Annotated in this window: 12 protein-coding genes, 4 tRNA genes and 1 pseudogene; all 17 read right to left on the bottom strand. The window is 64.1% G+C overall.

Annotated elements, in window-relative coordinates:
• Positions 1-99: 99 nt before the first annotated feature.
• The 17 genes and pseudogenes from AACG97_RS19940 to leuB all read right to left on the bottom strand — a co-directional run bounded on the left by AACG97_RS19940 (position 100) and on the right by leuB (position 16,621).
• A tRNA-Asp gene (locus tag AACG97_RS19940) sits at positions 100-176 on the bottom strand.
• Positions 177-315: 139 nt separating this feature from the next.
• Positions 316-392 (bottom strand) — tRNA-Asp (locus AACG97_RS19945).
• Positions 393-491: 99 nt separating this feature from the next.
• Positions 492-568, bottom strand: a tRNA-Asp gene (locus tag AACG97_RS19950).
• A gap of 66 nt (positions 569-634) precedes the next feature.
• A tRNA-Val gene (locus tag AACG97_RS19955) sits at positions 635-710 on the bottom strand.
• 299 nt (positions 711-1,009) lie between these two features.
• Positions 1,010-1,780 carry an SDR family oxidoreductase gene (locus AACG97_RS19960; RefSeq protein ID WP_161893395.1) on the bottom strand — a complete coding sequence of 257 codons (771 nt, stop codon included), beginning with the start codon at positions 1,778-1,780 and terminating at the stop codon, positions 1,010-1,012.
• A complete protein-coding gene (locus AACG97_RS19965) occupies positions 1,780-2,991 on the bottom strand; it encodes an O-succinylhomoserine sulfhydrylase (protein ID WP_009683774.1) in 1,212 nt (403 codons plus the stop codon). The genes AACG97_RS19960 and AACG97_RS19965 overlap by 1 nt, the downstream gene beginning before the upstream one ends.
• A 16-nt stretch (positions 2,992-3,007) precedes the next feature.
• Positions 3,008-4,513 carry an amidophosphoribosyltransferase gene (gene purF, locus AACG97_RS19970; protein ID WP_009683775.1) on the bottom strand — a complete coding sequence of 502 codons (1,506 nt, stop codon included), beginning with the start codon at positions 4,511-4,513 and terminating at the stop codon, positions 3,008-3,010.
• Positions 4,514-4,555: 42 nt separating this feature from the next.
• Positions 4,556-5,113, bottom strand: a complete 558-nt coding sequence (locus AACG97_RS19975) for a CvpA family protein (protein WP_029886425.1) — start codon at positions 5,111-5,113, stop codon at positions 4,556-4,558.
• Between the two features lie 496 nt (positions 5,114-5,609).
• Positions 5,610-6,260 carry an SPOR domain-containing protein gene (locus AACG97_RS19980; protein WP_009686027.1) on the bottom strand — a complete coding sequence of 217 codons (651 nt, stop codon included), beginning with the start codon at positions 6,258-6,260 and terminating at the stop codon, positions 5,610-5,612.
• Positions 6,261-6,264: 4 nt separating this feature from the next.
• Positions 6,265-7,551, bottom strand: coding sequence for a bifunctional tetrahydrofolate synthase/dihydrofolate synthase (gene folC, locus AACG97_RS19985; protein WP_225786008.1), 1,287 nt, complete (start codon positions 7,549-7,551; stop codon positions 6,265-6,267).
• Entirely contained in the window at positions 7,551-8,444 is an 894-nt protein-coding gene (accD, locus tag AACG97_RS19990) for an acetyl-CoA carboxylase, carboxyltransferase subunit beta (protein WP_009686024.1), read from the bottom strand. The genes folC and accD overlap by 1 nt, the downstream gene beginning before the upstream one ends.
• A gap of 219 nt (positions 8,445-8,663) precedes the next feature.
• Entirely contained in the window at positions 8,664-9,284 is a 621-nt protein-coding gene (locus AACG97_RS19995; protein ID WP_029887583.1) for a phosphoribosylanthranilate isomerase, read from the bottom strand.
• Positions 9,285-9,345: 61 nt separating this feature from the next.
• Entirely contained in the window at positions 9,346-10,206 is an 861-nt protein-coding gene (gene truA, locus AACG97_RS20000) for a tRNA pseudouridine(38-40) synthase TruA (RefSeq protein WP_009686022.1), read from the bottom strand.
• 103 nt (positions 10,207-10,309) lie between these two features.
• Positions 10,310-13,079: pseudogene (locus tag AACG97_RS20005) on the bottom strand (FimV/HubP family polar landmark protein).
• 71 nt (positions 13,080-13,150) lie between these two features.
• Positions 13,151-14,155 carry an aspartate-semialdehyde dehydrogenase gene (locus tag AACG97_RS20010; RefSeq protein WP_225786006.1) on the bottom strand — a complete coding sequence of 335 codons (1,005 nt, stop codon included), beginning with the start codon at positions 14,153-14,155 and terminating at the stop codon, positions 13,151-13,153.
• A 207-nt stretch (positions 14,156-14,362) separates the two neighbouring features.
• Positions 14,363-15,475 (bottom strand): aspartate-semialdehyde dehydrogenase, encoded by a 1,113-nt coding sequence (gene asd / locus AACG97_RS20015; RefSeq protein WP_029887368.1) that lies wholly within the window; start codon positions 15,473-15,475, stop codon positions 14,363-14,365.
• 63 nt (positions 15,476-15,538) lie between these two features.
• Positions 15,539-16,621, bottom strand: a complete 1,083-nt coding sequence (gene leuB, locus AACG97_RS20020; RefSeq protein ID WP_009681662.1) for a 3-isopropylmalate dehydrogenase — start codon at positions 16,619-16,621, stop codon at positions 15,539-15,541.
• Positions 16,622-16,655: the final 34 nt, after the last annotated feature.

The raw sequence follows: 16,655 nt of genomic DNA on the forward strand, positions 1-16,655 counted from the left end.
GGGCCCAGGCCAATAACAGCCAGGTACCAGAACGAAAAAAGCGACCCGAAGGTCGCTTTGACGTTGCCTCAAGGCGTTCATGGGGCCTTGGGGCGAAGATGGCGCAGCGGACGGGACTCGAACCCGCGACCCCCGGCGTGACAGGCCGGTATTCTAACCGACTGAACTACCGCTGCGTATCATTCAGGCTTGCGCCCGATTGAAACTGGGTCTGACCTTGGGCACGAGGGCCGCGAGGCAGGCACAAAAAAAGCGATTGGATCATCGCTTCTCTCGTGTTTGTTTCAAGGCGTTCTAGGGACCTTGAAACGAAGATGGCGCAGCGGACGGGACTCGAACCCGCGACCCCCGGCGTGACAGGCCGGTATTCTAACCGACTGAACTACCGCTGCGTATCGTTCAGGCTTGCGCCCGATTGAAACTGGGATCAGCCCAAGGCGTTGGCCTTGTGGCTTCAGACCGGTGCCAGGCACCCATCTGTTACTGAAAAATGGCGCAGCGGACGGGACTCGAACCCGCGACCCCCGGCGTGACAGGCCGGTATTCTAACCGACTGAACTACCGCTGCGCAGTGCGTTCCTCTCTGGCTTTGGGCTTCTTGCGAAACCTGAAGCGGCAGGAACATCTCAGGAAGTGGTGGGTGATGACGGGATCGAACCGCCGACCCTCTGCTTGTAAGGCAGATGCTCTCCCGGCTGAGCTAATCACCCTCGCGATGTTACTTGTTGCGTTTGCTTCGCTGAGGCCGCGAAATTTACGCAGGTGGCGAAGCTAAGTCAATAGCCCCGTTGGATTTTTTTCGAAGAAGTGGCAAGTGGCAAGTGGCAAGTGGCAAGTGGCAAGTGGCAAGTGGCAAGTGGCAAGTGGCAAGAAGAAGCATGGGGTCGCTTGATGAATTTCTGAACCCTACAAATGACGAAGGAACCTTGCGGTCCCCTCTTGCAGCTTGAAGCTTGAAGCTTGAAGCTTGAAGCTTGCAGCTTGCAGCTTGCAGCTTGCAGCTTGCAGCTCAGGTATAGATCATCTTGCGTGTCATGCCGCCATCGACCACGAACTCCTGGCCAGTGACGAACGCCGCCTGCCGTGACAGCAACCAGGCAACCATGGCAGCCACATCCTCCACGGTCCCTACCCTGCCCGTCGGGTGCTGGGCGTGGTCGGCTTCGCTCAATGGCTCGGCACGGCGCTGCGCCGGGTCACGGGCATCGATCCAGCCAGGGCTCACCGCGTTGACGCGGATCTCCGGGCCCAAACTTATCGCCAGCGCATGGGTCAAGGCCACCAGGCCGCCCTTGCTCGCCGCGTAGGCCTCGGTATCAGGCTCGGACTGCCGCGCCCGGGTGGAGGTGAGGTTGACGATCGCCCCGTTGTGCGCACGCAGGTACGGCGCACAATGCTTGGCCAGCAGCATCGGGCCATTCAGGTTCACCGCCAGCACCCGGTTCCACTGCGCCAGGCTCAGGCTTTCCAGGGTCTGGTTGTGCGGGTTGGCGATCGCTGCATTGCACACCAGTGCATCCAGGCGGCCAAATTGCCCGAGCACCTCGGACACCCCGGCACTGACCTGGGCTTCGTCGGCAACGTCCATGGTGATGAACCAGGCATTGTCACCCAGGGCCTTGGCCACCTTGGCCCCCCGCTGCCGGTCTAGGTCGCTGAGCACCACCTGCCAACCCTCGCAGATCAACCAGGCGGCAATGCCCAGGCCGATGCCGCGCGCGGCACCGGTCACCAGTGCTACCCGGCCGTTGTGGCCCGGGGTGCTGCCGCCAATCTGCATCACAGCGCGGCCAACCCACGCGCCAGGTCGGCCTGCAGGTCTGCCACGTCTTCCAGGCCCACCGCAACGCGGATCAGGCTGTCGCGAATACCTGCAGCCTCACGCTCCTGCGGCGACAGGCGGCCGTGGGACGTGGTGGCCGGGTGGGCGATGGTGGTCTTGCTGTCGCCCAGGTTGGTGGTGATGGAAATCACCCGAGTGGCGTCGATGAAGCGCCAGGCGCCCTCTTTGCCGCCCTTGACCTCGAAGCTGACCACTGCACCAAAGCCACTCATCTGGCGCTTGGCCAGGGCGTGCTGGGGGTGGCTTGGCAAGCCGGCGTAATGCACCTTCTCCACGCCGTCCTGTCGCTCCAGCCACTCAGCCAGGGCCTGGGCACTTTCGCAATGCGCACGCATGCGCAACCGCAAGGTTTCCAGGCCCTTGGTGAAGATCCAGGCATTGAACGGGCTGAGGGTCGGGCCTGCGGTACGCAGGAAGCCCACCACCTCTTTCATCTGCTCGGCTCGGCCGGCCACTGCGCCGCCCATGCAACGCCCCTGGCCGTCGATGAACTTGGTCGCCGAGTGGAACACGATATCGGCACCCAGCTTCAACGGTTGCTGCAGTGCCGGGGTGCTGAAGCAGTTGTCGACGACCAGCATGGCGCCATGGGCATGGGCGATTTCACTGAGGGCAGTGATATCGACCAGTTCGGCCAGCGGGTTGGACGGCGATTCGACGATCAGCAGCTTGGTATTGGCCTTGATGGCCTTTTCCCAGCCCGCGAGGTCGGCCAGCGGCACGTAGTCCACCTGCAGGCCGAAGCGCTTGAAGTACTTCTCGAACAGGCTGATGGTCGAGCCAAATACGCTCTGCGACACCAGCACATGGTCACCGCCACTGCACAACGACATGACCACCGCAAGCAGCGCCGCCATGCCGGTGGAGGTGCCCACGGCCTGCTCGGCGCCTTCCATCGCTGCCAGCCGCTCTTCGAAGACACGCACCGACGGGTTGGTGTAACGCGAATAGACGTTGCCTGGCGTTTCGCCGGCGAAACGCGCAGCGGCGTCTGCCGCCGTGCGGAACACATAGCTGGAGGTCAGGAACAGCGCTTCGCTGTGCTCGCCTTCCGGTGTACGGCTTTGGCCAGCGCGCACCGCCAGGGTGTCGAAACCGACACCCTCGAGGTCGCTGTCCAGTCGCCCGGCATCCCATTGATCCGTCATGCCGTCGCTCCCTGAATCAGTTGTTGTAGAGGTCGATGATCGCGCTGACCGCCTGGTTCTTGACCTTGGCCAGGTCGTTACGGGCCTGCTCGATGCGGTCGAGGTAGGCTTCGTCGATATCGCCGGTGACATACTCACCGTTGAACACCGCGCAGTCGAAGTGCTCGATCTTGATCTTGCCGCCGCCGACCGAGTCGATCAGGTCCGGCAGGTCCTGATAGACCAGCCAGTCGGCGCCAATCAACTCACCCACCTGTTCGGTGGTGCGGTTGTGGGCGATCAGTTCGTGCACGCTCGGCATGTCGATGCCGTAGACGTTGGGGAAGCGCACTGCCGGGGCTGCCGAGCAGAAGTAGACATTCTTGGCGCCGGCTTCGCGGGCCATCTGGATGATCTGCTTGCACGTGGTACCGCGCACGATCGAATCGTCCACCAGCATCACGTTCTTGCCACGGAATTCCAGTTCGATGGCGTTGAGCTTCTGGCGCACCGACTTCTTGCGCGCCGCCTGGCCAGGCATGATGAAGGTACGGCCGATGTAACGGTTCTTGACGAAGCCTTCGCGGAACTTGACACCCAGGCGGTTGGCCAGCTCCAGGGCGGCGGTGCGGCTGGTGTCCGGAATCGGGATGACCACGTCGATGTCGTGATCGGGGCGCTCGCGCATGATCTTGTCGGCGAGCTTTTCACCCATGCGCAGGCGCGCCTTGTACACCGACACACCGTCGATGATCGAGTCTGGGCGGGCCAGGTAGACATGCTCGAAGATGCATGGCTGCAGCTTCGGCGCTTCGGCGCACTGCTTGGTGAACAGCTGGCCTTCTTCGGTGATGTACACCGCTTCGCCAGGTGCCAGGTCGCGGATCAGGGTGAAACCGAGCACGTCCAGGGCGACGCTTTCGGAGGCGATCATGTATTCCACGCCTTCGTCGGTGTGACGCTGGCCGAACACCACCGGGCGAATGCCGTGCGGGTCACGGAAGCCGACGATACCGTAGCCGGTGATCATTGCCACCACGGCGTAGCCACCCACACAGCGGCTGTGCACATGGGAAACGGCAGCGAACACGTCTTCTTCGGTCGGCTGCAGCTTGCCGCGCACCGCCAGCTCGTGGGCGAACACGTTGAGCAGCACTTCCGAGTCGGAGTTGGTGTTGACGTGGCGCAGGTCGGACTCGTAGATCTCCTTGGCCAACTGTTCTACGTTGGTCAGGTTGCCGTTATGCGCCAGGGTGATGCCATACGGGGAGTTGACGTAGAACGGCTGGGCCTCGGCCGAGGTCGAGCTGCCCGCGGTCGGGTAGCGCACATGGCCGATGCCGATGTTGCCCACCAGGCGCTGCATGTGGCGCTGCTGGAACACGTCGCGCACCAGGCCATTATCCTTGCGCAGGAACAACCGGCCGTCATGGCTGGTCACGATACCGGCAGCGTCCTGGCCGCGGTGCTGGAGGACCGTAAGCGCGTCATACAGCGCCTGATTGACGTTCGACTTACCGACGATACCGACGATGCCACACATGCGACGCAACCCCTACTTTGATGAAACTTGAGTGAATAGCGCTCAGGGCTTAGCTGGCCCGAGCAACTGTTCCTTGAACGGAAGATCAGCCGGAGCGCTGATCAGACCACCGGGCGACCACTGGCCGGCGAAACCCAGAATCAGGTTTTTCGACCAGTCGGCGACCAGAAGAAATTGTGGTATCAGGCGCGATTCCTGCCACCAGGTGTCCTGTTGAACCGGCCCCAGGCTGATCAGGCCGATGGCCACCACTACCAGCAAGGCCCCGCGCGCGGCGCCGAAGGCCATGCCCAGGAAGCGATCGGTGCCGGACAGCCCGGTCACGCGGATCAGCTCGCCGACCAGGAAGTTGACCATGGCCCCCACCAGCAAGGTGGCGACGAAAAGAATGGCGCAGCCTGCGATGACGCGCATCGATGGCGTCTGGATGTAGCTTTCAAGATACACCGAGAGCGAACCGCCGAACATCCAGGCAACCGCACCGGCAATGATCCAGATGAGCAAGGACAAGGCTTCCTTGACGAAGCCGCGCTTGAGACTGATCAGTGTGGAGACGGCGATGATCGCGATGATCGCCCAATCAACCAGGGTAAATGCCACGGTGCTGCCTGCAGACGTTTGAGGCGGCGCATTTTACCAGAGCGGTGGGGGCTTGGGTAAGCGGAATGTCAGGTGGATTGGTGTTTGCTTCATCGCCAGCGAGCCAGCTCCCACAGGGATCGCCTTTAGGGCTGACAGGTGTTTGCCGCAAGGTATGGCAGCGCCTGTTAGAGCGAGCGCCGCCCGCGCGGCGCAATCGCGAGCTGCGCTCGCTCCTACGTTTGTTTCGGGCCAATTATTCCTGTGCGATTCGCGCGCGAACCCCTTGGTGCATGCCTCAATATCGCGCCGTACAAACAAGGCGGCCGCGCGCGCCTGTCACAGGCGTTACTGGCCCTAAACAAACGTAGGAGCGAGCGCAGCTCGCGATTGCGCCGCGCGGGCGGCGCTCGATCTCACAGGCGCTGCATATCTTCTGACAAACACCTGCCAGCCCTGATGCGATCTCTGTGTGTGTGGCTTGCCGGCGATGGGCGGCAAAGCCGCCCCGGCGATATCAGCCGCGCTCAGGCTGGAAGCGCACCACAAAGCCCTTCAGGCTGTTCTGGCGGTTGACCGCATCGCGCACGCGCTCGGCCTCGGCGCGCTCGATCAATGGACCCACATACACCCGGTTCATGCCGCCGGCCGAACGGATATAGGCGTTGTAACCCTGGCTACGCAAGGTTTGCTGCAGCTTCTCGGCACCGGCGCGGTTGGACAGGCTGGCCAGCTGGATCGACCAGCTGACCGGCAGCCCGTTGACGTCGATCTTCGATGGCGCAGCCTGGGCCGGCGTCGCTGCAGGTTTGGTTTCGACCTTGGCCGCCGGTGCGGCGGCCTGCGGCTTGGCCGGCTGGGCCTGTGCCTGGGTCTGTGGCGAGGCCGTGATCGGCTGGCTGGGCGTGCTGGCAGGGGCAGTCGACTCGTCGACCACCACCGGCGCCGACTGCGGTGCTTCAGGAACTTCCTGCGGCTGCGGCACGGTCACCGGGTCTACCTTCACTTCCGGCAGGCTGGGCATGGCAGGTGCCTGCGGGGCTTCGACGCGCACCTGGCGCATCTCGTCCTCGCGGGTGAACAGCATCGGCAGGAAGATCACCGCCAGTGCCACCAGCACCAGCGCACCGACCATGCGCTGTTTCATCCCTTTATCCAGCACTGCCATCTACTCAACCCTCCTGGGCATGCCGCTCCAGCCACGCCAGGGCCTGGGCGACACAGAAAAACGAACCGAACAGCACGATCTGGTCATCTGCCGTTGCCTGCGCGCATTGCCCTTCGAGGGCCGCGTCGACTCCGGCATAAGACTTCACCGCCGCGCCAAGGTTCGCCAAGGCGTCGGCCAACTCGGCAGCCGGCCGGCTGCGCGGGGTGTCCAGCGGGGCCACGGCCCAGTCATCGATCAGCCCGTGCAGCGGCGCGACCACGCCTGCCAAGTCCTTGTCGGCGAGCAGGCCGAATACCGCCAGCCGGCGCCCCTTCAGCGGCCGGCTCGCCAGGCGACGGGCCAGGTACTGCGCCGCATGCGGGTTGTGCCCGACATCCAGCAGCAGCTCCACCGGCCGGCCCTGCCAGACCAGCTGGCGACGGTCTAGACGCCCGGTAATCCGGGTATCCAGCAACGCCTGGCGCACCTGCGCGGCATCCCACGGCAGGCCCATCAACAGGTACGCCTGCAGGGCCAGCGCGGCGTTTTCCATCGGCAGGTCGAGCAACGGCAGGCCGTTCAGCTCAACGGGCGCGCCATCGGCTGCAGTGCCACGCCAGTTCCAGCCGTTTTCGGCGCTTGCCAGGTCAAAGTCACGGCCGCGCAGGAACAATGGCGCTGCCAGTTCGGCGGCTTTGTCCAGCAGCGGTTGTGGCGGGTCGAGATCGCCGCACAGGGCCGGTTTGCCAGGGCGGAAGATACCGGCCTTTTCAAAGGCCACCTGCTCGCGGGTGTCGCCCAGGTAATCGACATGGTCGACGCCGATACTGGTCACCAGGGCCAGGTCGGCGTCCACCACGTTCACGGTGTCCAGGCGCCCGCCAAGACCCACTTCCAGCACCACGGCATCGAGCTGCGACTGGTGGAACAACCAGAACGCAGCCAGCGTGCCCATCTCGAAGTAGGTCAGGGAAGTATCGCCCCGCGCCGCCTCCACGGCGGCGAAGGCTTCGCACAGGCGCTCATCGCTGGCCTCTAGGCCATCGATCAGCACCCGCTCGTTGTAGCGCAACAGGTGCGGCGAGCTGTACACGCCGACCTTGAGCCCCTGGGCGCGCAGCAACGAGGCCACGAAGGCGCAGGTCGAACCCTTGCCGTTGGTGCCGGTCACGGTCACCACGCGTGGCGCCAGCTTACCCAGCGCCAGCCGGGCAAGTACCTGCTGCGACCGCTCCAGGCCCATGTCGATGGCCGAGGGGTGCAACTGCTCGAGGTAGGCGAGCCATTCGCCCAGGGATCGTTGTTTCATCACGCGACGGCAGCCGCCTCACGCGCTTGCTCGGGGGTTTCCTGGCCAGTCATCTGCGCCAGCAGGCGAGCCAGGCGCGGGCGCAGTTCGCCACGGGAGATGATCAGGTCGATGGCGCCGTGCTCCAGCAGGAACTCGCTACGCTGGAAGCCTTCCGGCAGCTTTTCGCGTACGGTCTGTTCGATCACGCGCGGGCCGGCGAAGCCGATCAGCGCCTTCGGTTCGCCGACGATGACGTCGCCGAGCATGGCCAGGCTGGCGGACACACCGCCGTAGACCGGGTCGGTCAGCACCGAGATGAACGGAATGCCTTCTTCGCGCAGGCGCGCCAGCACCGCCGAGGTCTTGGCCATCTGCATCAGCGAGATCAGCGCCTCTTGCATGCGCGCACCGCCGGAAGCGGAGAAGCAGACCATTGGGCAACGGTGCTCCAGGGCGTAGTTGGCAGCGCGGACGAAGCGCTCACCGACGATGGCGCCCATGGAACCGCCCATGAACGAGAACTCGAAGGCACTGACCACGATCGGCATGCCCATCAGGGTACCGCTCATGGAGATCAGCGCGTCTTTTTCGCCGGTCTGCTTCTGCGCGCCGGTGAGGCGGTCCTTGTACTTCTTGCCATCGCGGAATTTCAGGCGGTCGACCGGCTCGAGGTCGGCACCCAGTTCGGCACGGCCTTCGGCGTCGAGGAAGATGTCGATGCGCGCGCGTGCGCCGATGCGCATGTGATGGTTGCACTTGGGGCAGACATCGAGGGTTTTTTCCAGCTCCGGGCGATACAGCACGGCCTCGCAGGACGGGCACTTGTGCCACAGGCCTTCAGGCACCGAGCTCTTTTTCACCTCGGAACGCATGATCGAAGGGATCAGTTTGTCGACTAACCAGTTGCTCATGCTTTTTTTCTCCAGTATTGGCAGGCGCGGCCGTTATCATCGGCCTGCCCTGCCCTTGAGCTCAAAATCTGTTACGAAACGATGATGGACCGGCCGCCGGGGCTTCCAGCGCGCCACTCCACCGCTAATGCGTTGTGTTGCCGCCACCATGGGTGCGGCTGCCCGGCAGGGCTGCGAATGCTATGGACGATGGCGCGCAGCCAGCCGTCACATCTGCCATCACGCCTGCCTCACCGCCTGCATGAAGGCTTCGATCTTCGCGGCGTCCTTGATGCCCTTGGCCTGCTCCACCCCACCGCTGACATCCACCGCATAGGGCCGTACCTGGGCGATGGCCTGGCCGACGTTGGCCGCCGAAAGCCCACCGGCAAGAATGATCGGTTTGCTCAGCCGCGCCGGTACCAGGGACCAGTCGAACGCCTCGCCGGTTCCCCCAGGCACACCCGCCACATAGGTATCGAGCAGGATGCCGCGAGCGCCTGCATAGCGCTGGCAGGCTGCCTCGAGGTCATCGCCCGGGCGCACCCGCAGGGCTTTGATCCAGGGGCGGTGGTAGCCCTCGCAGTCCTCCGGGGCTTCATCGCCGTGGAACTGTAGCAGGTCCAGTGGAACCACTTCGAGGATCTCGTTCAATTCGCACCGCGAGGCATTGACGAACAGCCCTACCGTGGTCACGAACGGCGGCAGTTCAGCAATGATTGCCCGCGCCTGGCGCACGTCCACTGCGCGTGGGCTTTTGGCATAAAAGACGAAACCGATGGCATCGGCCCCGGCCTCGACAGCAGCCAACGCGTCTTCGATGCGGGTAATCCCGCAGATCTTGCTGCGAACATAGCTCATGAAACGCGAACCCTGATGATAACGGTCAAAGGCCGGATGTTAGCAAATGGCTTTTCGCCCGTCAGTCCGCCAACCCTTCATAACCGCTTAAAAAGTGTGGGCCAATGTAACGCCTGGGTAGGGTGAACGTGTCGGGGTACTCCACCTGCACCAGGTACAGCCCATAGGGATGGGCGGTTACCCCGCCTTCGCGGCGGTCACGCCCTTCCAGCACCTCACGCGCCCAGCTCACCGGGCGTTCGCCGCTACCGATGGCCATCAACACGCCGGCAATGTTGCGCACCATGTGGTGCAGGAAGGCGGTGGCGCGCACGTCCAGCACGATCATCTGGCCATGGCGGGTAACCCGCAGGTGGTAGATATGCTTGATCGGCGACTTGGCCTGGCACTGGCTGGCGCGGAAGGCGCTGAAATCGTGCGTGCCGAGCAGCGACTGTGCCGCCTGGGCCATTCGCTCGACGTCGAGCGGGCGGTGGTTCCAGGTCACCTCCTCGGCCAGGTGCGCCGGGCGGATCGGGTCGTTGTAGATGACATAGCGGTAGCGCCGGGCGCATGCCTTGAAGCGAGCATGGAAATCAGCCGGCATCGGCTGCGACCAGACCACACTGATGTCGTGCGGCAGGTTGAAGTTGGTGCCCATGGTCCAGGCACGTTCGTCGCGCACGGCACGGGTGTCGAAATGCACAACCTGCCCACAGCCATGAACACCGGCATCGGTGCGGCCGGCGCAAACCACGGCGATCGGCTCGTTGGCGACCTTGGACAGCGCTTGCTCCAAGGCTTGCTGGACACTGGGCACGCCGCTGGCCTGGCGCTGCCAGCCGCGGTAGCGTGCGCCCTTGTATTCCACACCCAGGGCGATGCGGGAGTAGCCTTCGGCCGCAGATTCGGTGGCGGCGGTGTCGATGATGTCCAAGAGCATGAAACCTGTGGGGTGTACGAAATGGCGGGGATTATAACGACAACGGCAGCCGCGTAGGGCTGCCGTTGCTTGTCCACTGTAACCGATGGCCGCCTCGCCGGCGTCAGACCAACCGGGACAGCATGTCCTTGGCTTCCTGGCGCTGAGTGTCGTCGCCGTCCTTGACCACTTCGTCGAGGATATCGCGTGCGCCCTGGCTGTCGCCCATGTCGATATAGGCGCGAGCCAGGTCCAGCTTGGTGGCCACTTCATCACTGCCGGAGAAGAAGTCAAAGTCGAGATCGTCCAGCGGCTCCGGCTCTGGCTGCGCGGCTGCATCTTCGCTGGTGAAGTGCGGTTCCAGCGAGGGCGCCTCCAGGCTCTGCGACAGCTTGTCCAGCTCGGCGTTCACGTCATCGAGTTCCGAGGCAAAGCTTTTGTCTGCCGGCGAATCGTCTTCCAGCGACAGTGACAGGTCGAAGTCCGAGGGCAGATCGAACTCGGAGACAGGATCGAACTCTGGCACGCTGTCGAAGGCCGCCAGCTCGGCAGCCACATCGCCCGCGGCGGTGTCGGCTGCTGGCGCAGCAGCGGGGGTGACGGGTTCGGTGACATCGAGGTCGAAATCCGACAGGTCGACCGCGGGTTGCGGCTCGGCCTGGGCCAGCATGGCTTCGAAATCCGCATCGGCGTCGGCTTGCAGGTCCTCATCCAGAGCGAACGGCTGTTCTTCTGGCGGCGCACCTGGCTGCACCGGCTCGTCCAGCACCGGTTCGGCGATCACCAGCTCATCAGGCACTGGCGCCTGCGCCGCGGGCTCGTCGAGCATCGCCGCGGCCAGCGGATTGTCCTCGGGCAGGTCTTCCCCAAGGCCAAGGTCAAAGGCATGGTCCAGGTCCGGCTCGCCCAGCCCCTGATCCTCCAGGCCGGCGACGTCCAGGATAGGCACTTCATCGAGAGGGTCCAGCCCGGCATCAGGCTCAGCGCCAACCTCCGGCTCAGCCACTGCCTGCGGTTCGAGCTCTGGCACCTGCTCAGGCACCCCATCGGCAACCACCGGCGCCGCGGCGTCATCGTGCAACAACTCCTGCACGTACTGCTCGTCCATTTCGGCAGCCAAAGCTGCCGCGCCCAGGCCGGCAGCTGCCAGGCCCAGCATGGCTGGGTAGCGTTCTTTCAACTCGGCCACAGCGGCGCCATTGTGCTCGCCGTCTTGCAGCTGGCGCTCCTGTTCGGCGAAGGCCGTCTGATCACCCTGGCGCGCATACACGTCCATCAGCTTCAGGCGCAGGTCATCACGGGCCGGGGCAGCGGCCACGGCAGGCTCCAGCAAATCGGCGGCACGGTTCAGGCGCCCCTCGGCCAGGCACTGGTCGACCTCCGCCAGCAGCGCGGCGTGAGGGTCTGCCGGTGGCTCTGCGGCAGCCGGTTCGGCCACTTTTTCCGCAGCCACGGCAGCGGCGGCCGATGCGGCGACCACTGCAGGCGACAAGGTGACGCTCGGCTCGGCCACTTCGACGCCGTCGAAGCTTTCGGTGTCGGTATCGAAACCGGTGCCCTGCTCTTCTTCCAGCGCCCGCGCCATGCGCAGGTGCTTTTCCGCCTCTTGTTGAGCCTTGCGCTTGCGCGCCAGCAACCACAACAGCAGTGCCAGGACAAGAATGGCAGACCCGGCGATCAGCCACAGCAGCCAAGGGTTACCGAGAATCTGCTCGAGCGCGCCGTTCGCCTGGCTGGCCGGCGCCGGGGCAGGCTCTGCCGCCGGCTTGCTGGCAGGTGCAGCCTGGGGGGGGGGCTGGCTCGCCGCTCGCCTCGGCACCTGCCGCAGGCGCTGACGCGGCTTGCGGCGCGGGCGCCGGGGCGACGCCTGCCGGGGACGGCGTGGCGGCACCCTGCGCCTGAAGACGCGCCAACTGGTCGTTTTTCAGGTCGATCAGACGCTGCAGCTTGTCCAGCTGGCTCTGCAGGTCACTCATGCGGCTCTTGAGTTCGGCGTTGTCGCGGCGGCTGGTATCGAGACTTTCCTGCGCCACCGCCAGCTTGTCGCTTAGCGCTTTGGCCTGGTCGGCCCCCGCCTGGTTGCCCGGGCTGACCAGGCGCAGGTTGTCGCCCTGGGCAACACGCGCCGGGGCGGCGTCGGCGGCACCACGGCGAGTGGCGTCCAGCTGACGGGCCCGCGGGCCCAACCGACGGCCCTCACGCCAGGCCGCGTACTGCTCGGCCACCTCACGGTTGGCCTCGGCCTGGGCGATGCTCTGAACCTGCTGCTGGTCGGGCAGGCGCAGCACCTGGCCAATCTTCAGCTGGTTGATGTTATTGCCGATGAAGGCATCCGGGTTCAGGGCCTGGATGGCGATCATGGTCTGCTGGATCGAACCGCCCTGGGTGTTGCGAGCAGCAATTTGCCACAACGTGTCGCGACGCTGGGTGGTGTAGCTGCTGGCAGCGGTACTGGCCGGGTTGAGATTGCCAGCAGCCGGTTTATCGCCCTGGGCCTGGGCCTGGTCGAGCAACACGCTGTAGTCACGCAGCAGGCGGCCCTGCGGCCACATCACCTGGACCAGGAACTTGACCACTGGCCCAGGCAGCGGCTGGCTGGAGGTCACCCGCAGCACGCTTTTGCCGTTGGGGTTGATGACCGGCGTGAAGGTGAGGTCTTCGAGGTAGGCCGCGAATGGCACCCCGGCCTTGCTGAACTCTTGCGCAGGCGCCAGGCTGGGTGCCACTTCGGCGGCCTTGAGGTCGCGCACGTCGAGCAATTCGATCTCGGCGTCCAGCGGCTGATTCTGTGCCGACTTCAGGGTCAGCTCCCCCAGGCCCAGCGCATTCGCCATGCCAGACGACAGCGCTGAAGCTGCAGCCATGGCCAGAACCAGTTTGCGAATTCGAAGCATGACCTCTTCCCTTGTATGAATCGTCCCGAAACCTGCATGCGGAGCAGGACAAAAGTGCTCGCCAGTATCTTTTACAGCCTGTGTTTAATCAACAATTGCGCCACTTGCACAGCGTTGAGCGCGGCACCTTTGCGCACGTTGTCGGTGGTCAGCCAGAGGTTGAGCTGCTGCTGTTCATCAATACCGTGCCGTACACGACCAACATAGACCACGTCTTGCCCGACTGCGTCACCAACCGGGGTTGGATAGTCATCATTTTCCACCCGTTCGATACTGTCGGCAGCCTCCAGGGCCTGGTTGACCGCGGCCAGATCGACCGGGTGACGGCTTTGCACGGCCACACTGAAGCTATCGCCGAAAAACACCGGTACTTGAATGCAGCTCACGGAAATCTTCAACTCAGGCAGGCCCAGCAGCACGCGCAGCTCAGTGACCAGGCGGCGCTCCAGCGCGGTATGGCCCTCATCGTCGGCGGCACCGACCTGGGCCAACAGGTTGAACGCTACCTGGCGGTCGAAGAAGCGTGGCTCCAGCGGCCGGGCATTGAGCAGTTCGGCAGTTTGCCTGGCCAGTTCGCTGACGCCCTCGCGGCCTTGCGCCGAAACGGCCAGTGCGGCCATCACCTGGATACGCTCGATTTCCAGCAGGCCCTTGAGCGGCGCCAGGGCGACGGCCAAGGCGACAGCGGCCGAGCACGGGCTGACAATTCGCGCGGGCAGCGCCAGGCTGGCGATGCGCTCGGCGTTGGCTTCGGGCACCAGCGCCAGGGCGTCGTCCAGGCCACCGGACAGGTCGATCACCGTGCAACCGGCTTGCAGCGCCTTGCCGGCAAAGCTGCGGGTGACCGCAGCGCCAGTGGCGAAGAACGCCAGCTTGACCTGGCCGAAATCGAAGCTGTCGACTTCGCGAACCTTCAGTTTCTTCCCGGCGAACATCACGCTGCTGCCGGCCGACTCCATGCTGGCCAGCAGGTGCAGGGTTGCCACGGGGAAATCCAGTTCTTCGAGGATCTGTACCAAGGCTTCACCGACGCTGCCGGTGGCGCCGACGACGGCGATGTCCAATGGGTGTGTCATGGTAGGGATCCTCTTGCAGAAAACGGCGGGGGCGGCACTTTACTCGGATTGCAGGGTTTTGTCTGTGATGGCTTCAGCTTGGTTGGGCCAGCTGCGGTAGCAGACTGCTTGACGGGGCCAGCGGTGGTTCGCGGAGGCTGCAGCAGCTGGCGCCAAACAAAAAACCCGTGCTGTTGCCAGCACGGGTTTTCGGACGAACCAGAACGATCAACGCTCCAGCAGAATCCGCAGCATGCGGCGCAGCGGCTCGGCAGCGCCCCACAGCAGCTGGTCACCCACGGTGAATGCGCCCAGGTACTGCGAGCCCATGTTCAGCTTGCGCAGGCGGCCAACCGGAATGTTCAGGGTGCCGGTGACCTTGGTCGGCGACAACTCCTGCATGCTGATTTCACGCTGGTTAGGCACCAGTTTCACCCAAGGGTTGTGCTGGCTGATCATGCCTTCGATATCGGCAATCGGCACATCCTTGTTCAGCTTGATGGTCAACGCCTGGCTGTGGCAACGCATGGCGCCGATGCGCACGCAGATACCATCGACCGGGATCGGGCTCTTGAAGCGGCCGAGGATCTTGTTGGTTTCGGCCTGGGCCTTCCACTCTTCACGGCTTTGGCCGTTCGGCAGTTCCTTGTCGATCCACGGGATCAGGCTGCCAGCCAGCGGTACGCCGAAGTTCTCGGTCGGGAACGCTTCGCTGCGCATGGCCTCGGCGACCTTGCGGTCAATGTCGAGAATGGCGCTGGCCGGGTTGGCCAGGTCGTCGGCGACGGCCGCGTGGGTAGCGCCCATCTGCTTGATCAGCTCACGCATGTTCTGTGCGCCAGCGCCCGAGGCTGCCTGGTAGGTCATGGCACTCATCCACTCGACCAGGCCAGCTTCGAACAGGCCACCCAGGCCCATCAGCATCAGGCTGACAGTGCAGTTGCCGCCGATGTAGTTCTTGGTACCGGCGTCCAGTTGCTGGTCGATGACCTTGCGGTTGACCGGGTCGAGGATGATGACCGCGTCATCCTGCATGCGCAGGGACGAGGCGGCGTCGATCCAGTAACCCTGCCAGCCGGCTTCGCGCAGCTTGGGGAAGACCTCGTTGGTGTAGTCGCCGCCCTGGCAGGTCAGGATAACGTCGAGGGTCTTGAGTTCTTCAATCGAGTAAGCGTCCTTGAGCGGCGCTGTATCCTTGCCCACGTTCGGGCCTTGGCCACCCACGTTGGAGGTGGTGAAGAACACCGGCTCGATAAGGTCGAAGTCCTGCTCCTCCAGCATCCGCTGCATGAGCACGGAACCGACCATACCGCGCCAACCGATCAGACCTACACGTTTCATCGCAACTACACCTTTGCTAAAAGTGGGCCGCCACCAGGAATGTGGGGTGGCGGGCCAGAGAGATTACAGATTCCGCAGGGCTGCGACTACTGCGTCGCCCATTTCCTGCGTACCAACTTTGGTGCAGCCTTCCGAGAAGATGTCGCCCGTGCGCAGCCCCTGGTCCAGAACCAGGCTCACGGCCTTCTCGATCGCCTCGGCGGCGGCCGACTGATTGAAGCTGTAGCGCAGCATCATCGACACCGACAGAATGGTCGCCAATGGGTTGGCGATACCCAGGCCGGCGATGTCCGGGGCCGAGCCGTGGCAAGGCTCGTACATGCCCTTGTTGTCGGCATCCAGCGAGGCCGAAGGCAGCATGCCGATGGACCCGGTCAGCATGGAAGCTTCGTCCGACAGAATGTCACCAAACATGTTGTCGGTCACCATCACGTCGAACTGCTTGGGGGCGCGCACCAGTTGCATGGCGGCGTTGTCCACGTACATGTGGCTCAGTTCCACATCCGGGTAGTCCTTGGCCACGTCTTCGACCACTTCGCGCCACAGCTGGCTGGAAGCGAGCACGTTGGCCTTGTCCACCGAGCACAGTTTCTTGCCGCGCACGCGGGCCATGTCGAAACCGACACGGGCAATGCGGCGCACTTCGCTTTCGCTGTACGGCAGGGTGTCGTAGGCCTGGCGCTCGCCACCTTCCAGTTCACGCTGGCCGCGTGGGGCGCCGAAGTAGATACCGCCGGTCAGCTCACGAACGATGAGAATGTCCAGGCCGGAAACGATCTCGGGCTTGAGCGAAGACGCGTCGGCCAGTTGCGGGTAGAGGATGGCCGGGCGCAGGTTGGCGAACAGGCCCAGTTGCGAACGGATTTTCAGCAGGCCGCGCTCCGGGCGGATATCACGCTCGATCTTGTCCCACTTCGGCCCGCCCACCGCGCCCAGCAAGACCGCGTCGGCCTTGCGCGCACGCTCCAGGGTTTCGTCGGCCAGGGGCACGCCGTGCTTGTCGATGGCAGCGCCACCGATCACATCGTGGGCCAGGCTGAAACCGAGCTGGAACTTGTCGTTGGCCAGCTCCAGCACCTTGACCGCTTCGGCCATGATTTCCGGCCCGATACCGTCACCTGGGAGAATCAGAATCTGCTTGCTCATGCTTTCCTCTATCCATTCACACGGCGTGGCCAAG

It is taken from the genome of Pseudomonas sp. Nvir, assembly GCF_963778085.1.
Classification (GTDB): Bacteria; Pseudomonadota; Gammaproteobacteria; order Pseudomonadales; family Pseudomonadaceae; genus Aquipseudomonas; species Aquipseudomonas juntendi.

Coding starts and splice junctions, on each gene's coding strand:
- AACG97_RS19960 (WP_161893395.1), bottom strand. CDS start 1,780: ATGCAGATTGGCGGCAGCACCCCGGGCCACAACGGCCGGGTAGCACTG.
- AACG97_RS19965 (WP_009683774.1), bottom strand. CDS start 2,991: ATGACGGATCAATGGGATGCCGGGCGACTGGACAGCGACCTCGAGGGT.
- purF (WP_009683775.1), bottom strand. CDS start 4,513: ATGTGTGGCATCGTCGGTATCGTCGGTAAGTCGAACGTCAATCAGGCG.
- AACG97_RS19980 (WP_009686027.1), bottom strand. CDS start 6,260: ATGGCAGTGCTGGATAAAGGGATGAAACAGCGCATGGTCGGTGCGCTG.
- folC (WP_225786008.1), bottom strand. CDS start 7,551: ATGAAACAACGATCCCTGGGCGAATGGCTCGCCTACCTCGAGCAGTTG.
- accD (WP_009686024.1), bottom strand. CDS start 8,444: ATGAGCAACTGGTTAGTCGACAAACTGATCCCTTCGATCATGCGTTCC.
- AACG97_RS19995 (WP_029887583.1), bottom strand. CDS start 9,284: ATGAGCTATGTTCGCAGCAAGATCTGCGGGATTACCCGCATCGAAGAC.
- truA (WP_009686022.1), bottom strand. CDS start 10,206: ATGCTCTTGGACATCATCGACACCGCCGCCACCGAATCTGCGGCCGAA.
- AACG97_RS20010 (WP_225786006.1), bottom strand. CDS start 14,155: ATGACACACCCATTGGACATCGCCGTCGTCGGCGCCACCGGCAGCGTC.
- asd (WP_029887368.1), bottom strand. CDS start 15,475: ATGAAACGTGTAGGTCTGATCGGTTGGCGCGGTATGGTCGGTTCCGTG.
- leuB (WP_009681662.1), bottom strand. CDS start 16,621: ATGAGCAAGCAGATTCTGATTCTCCCAGGTGACGGTATCGGGCCGGAA.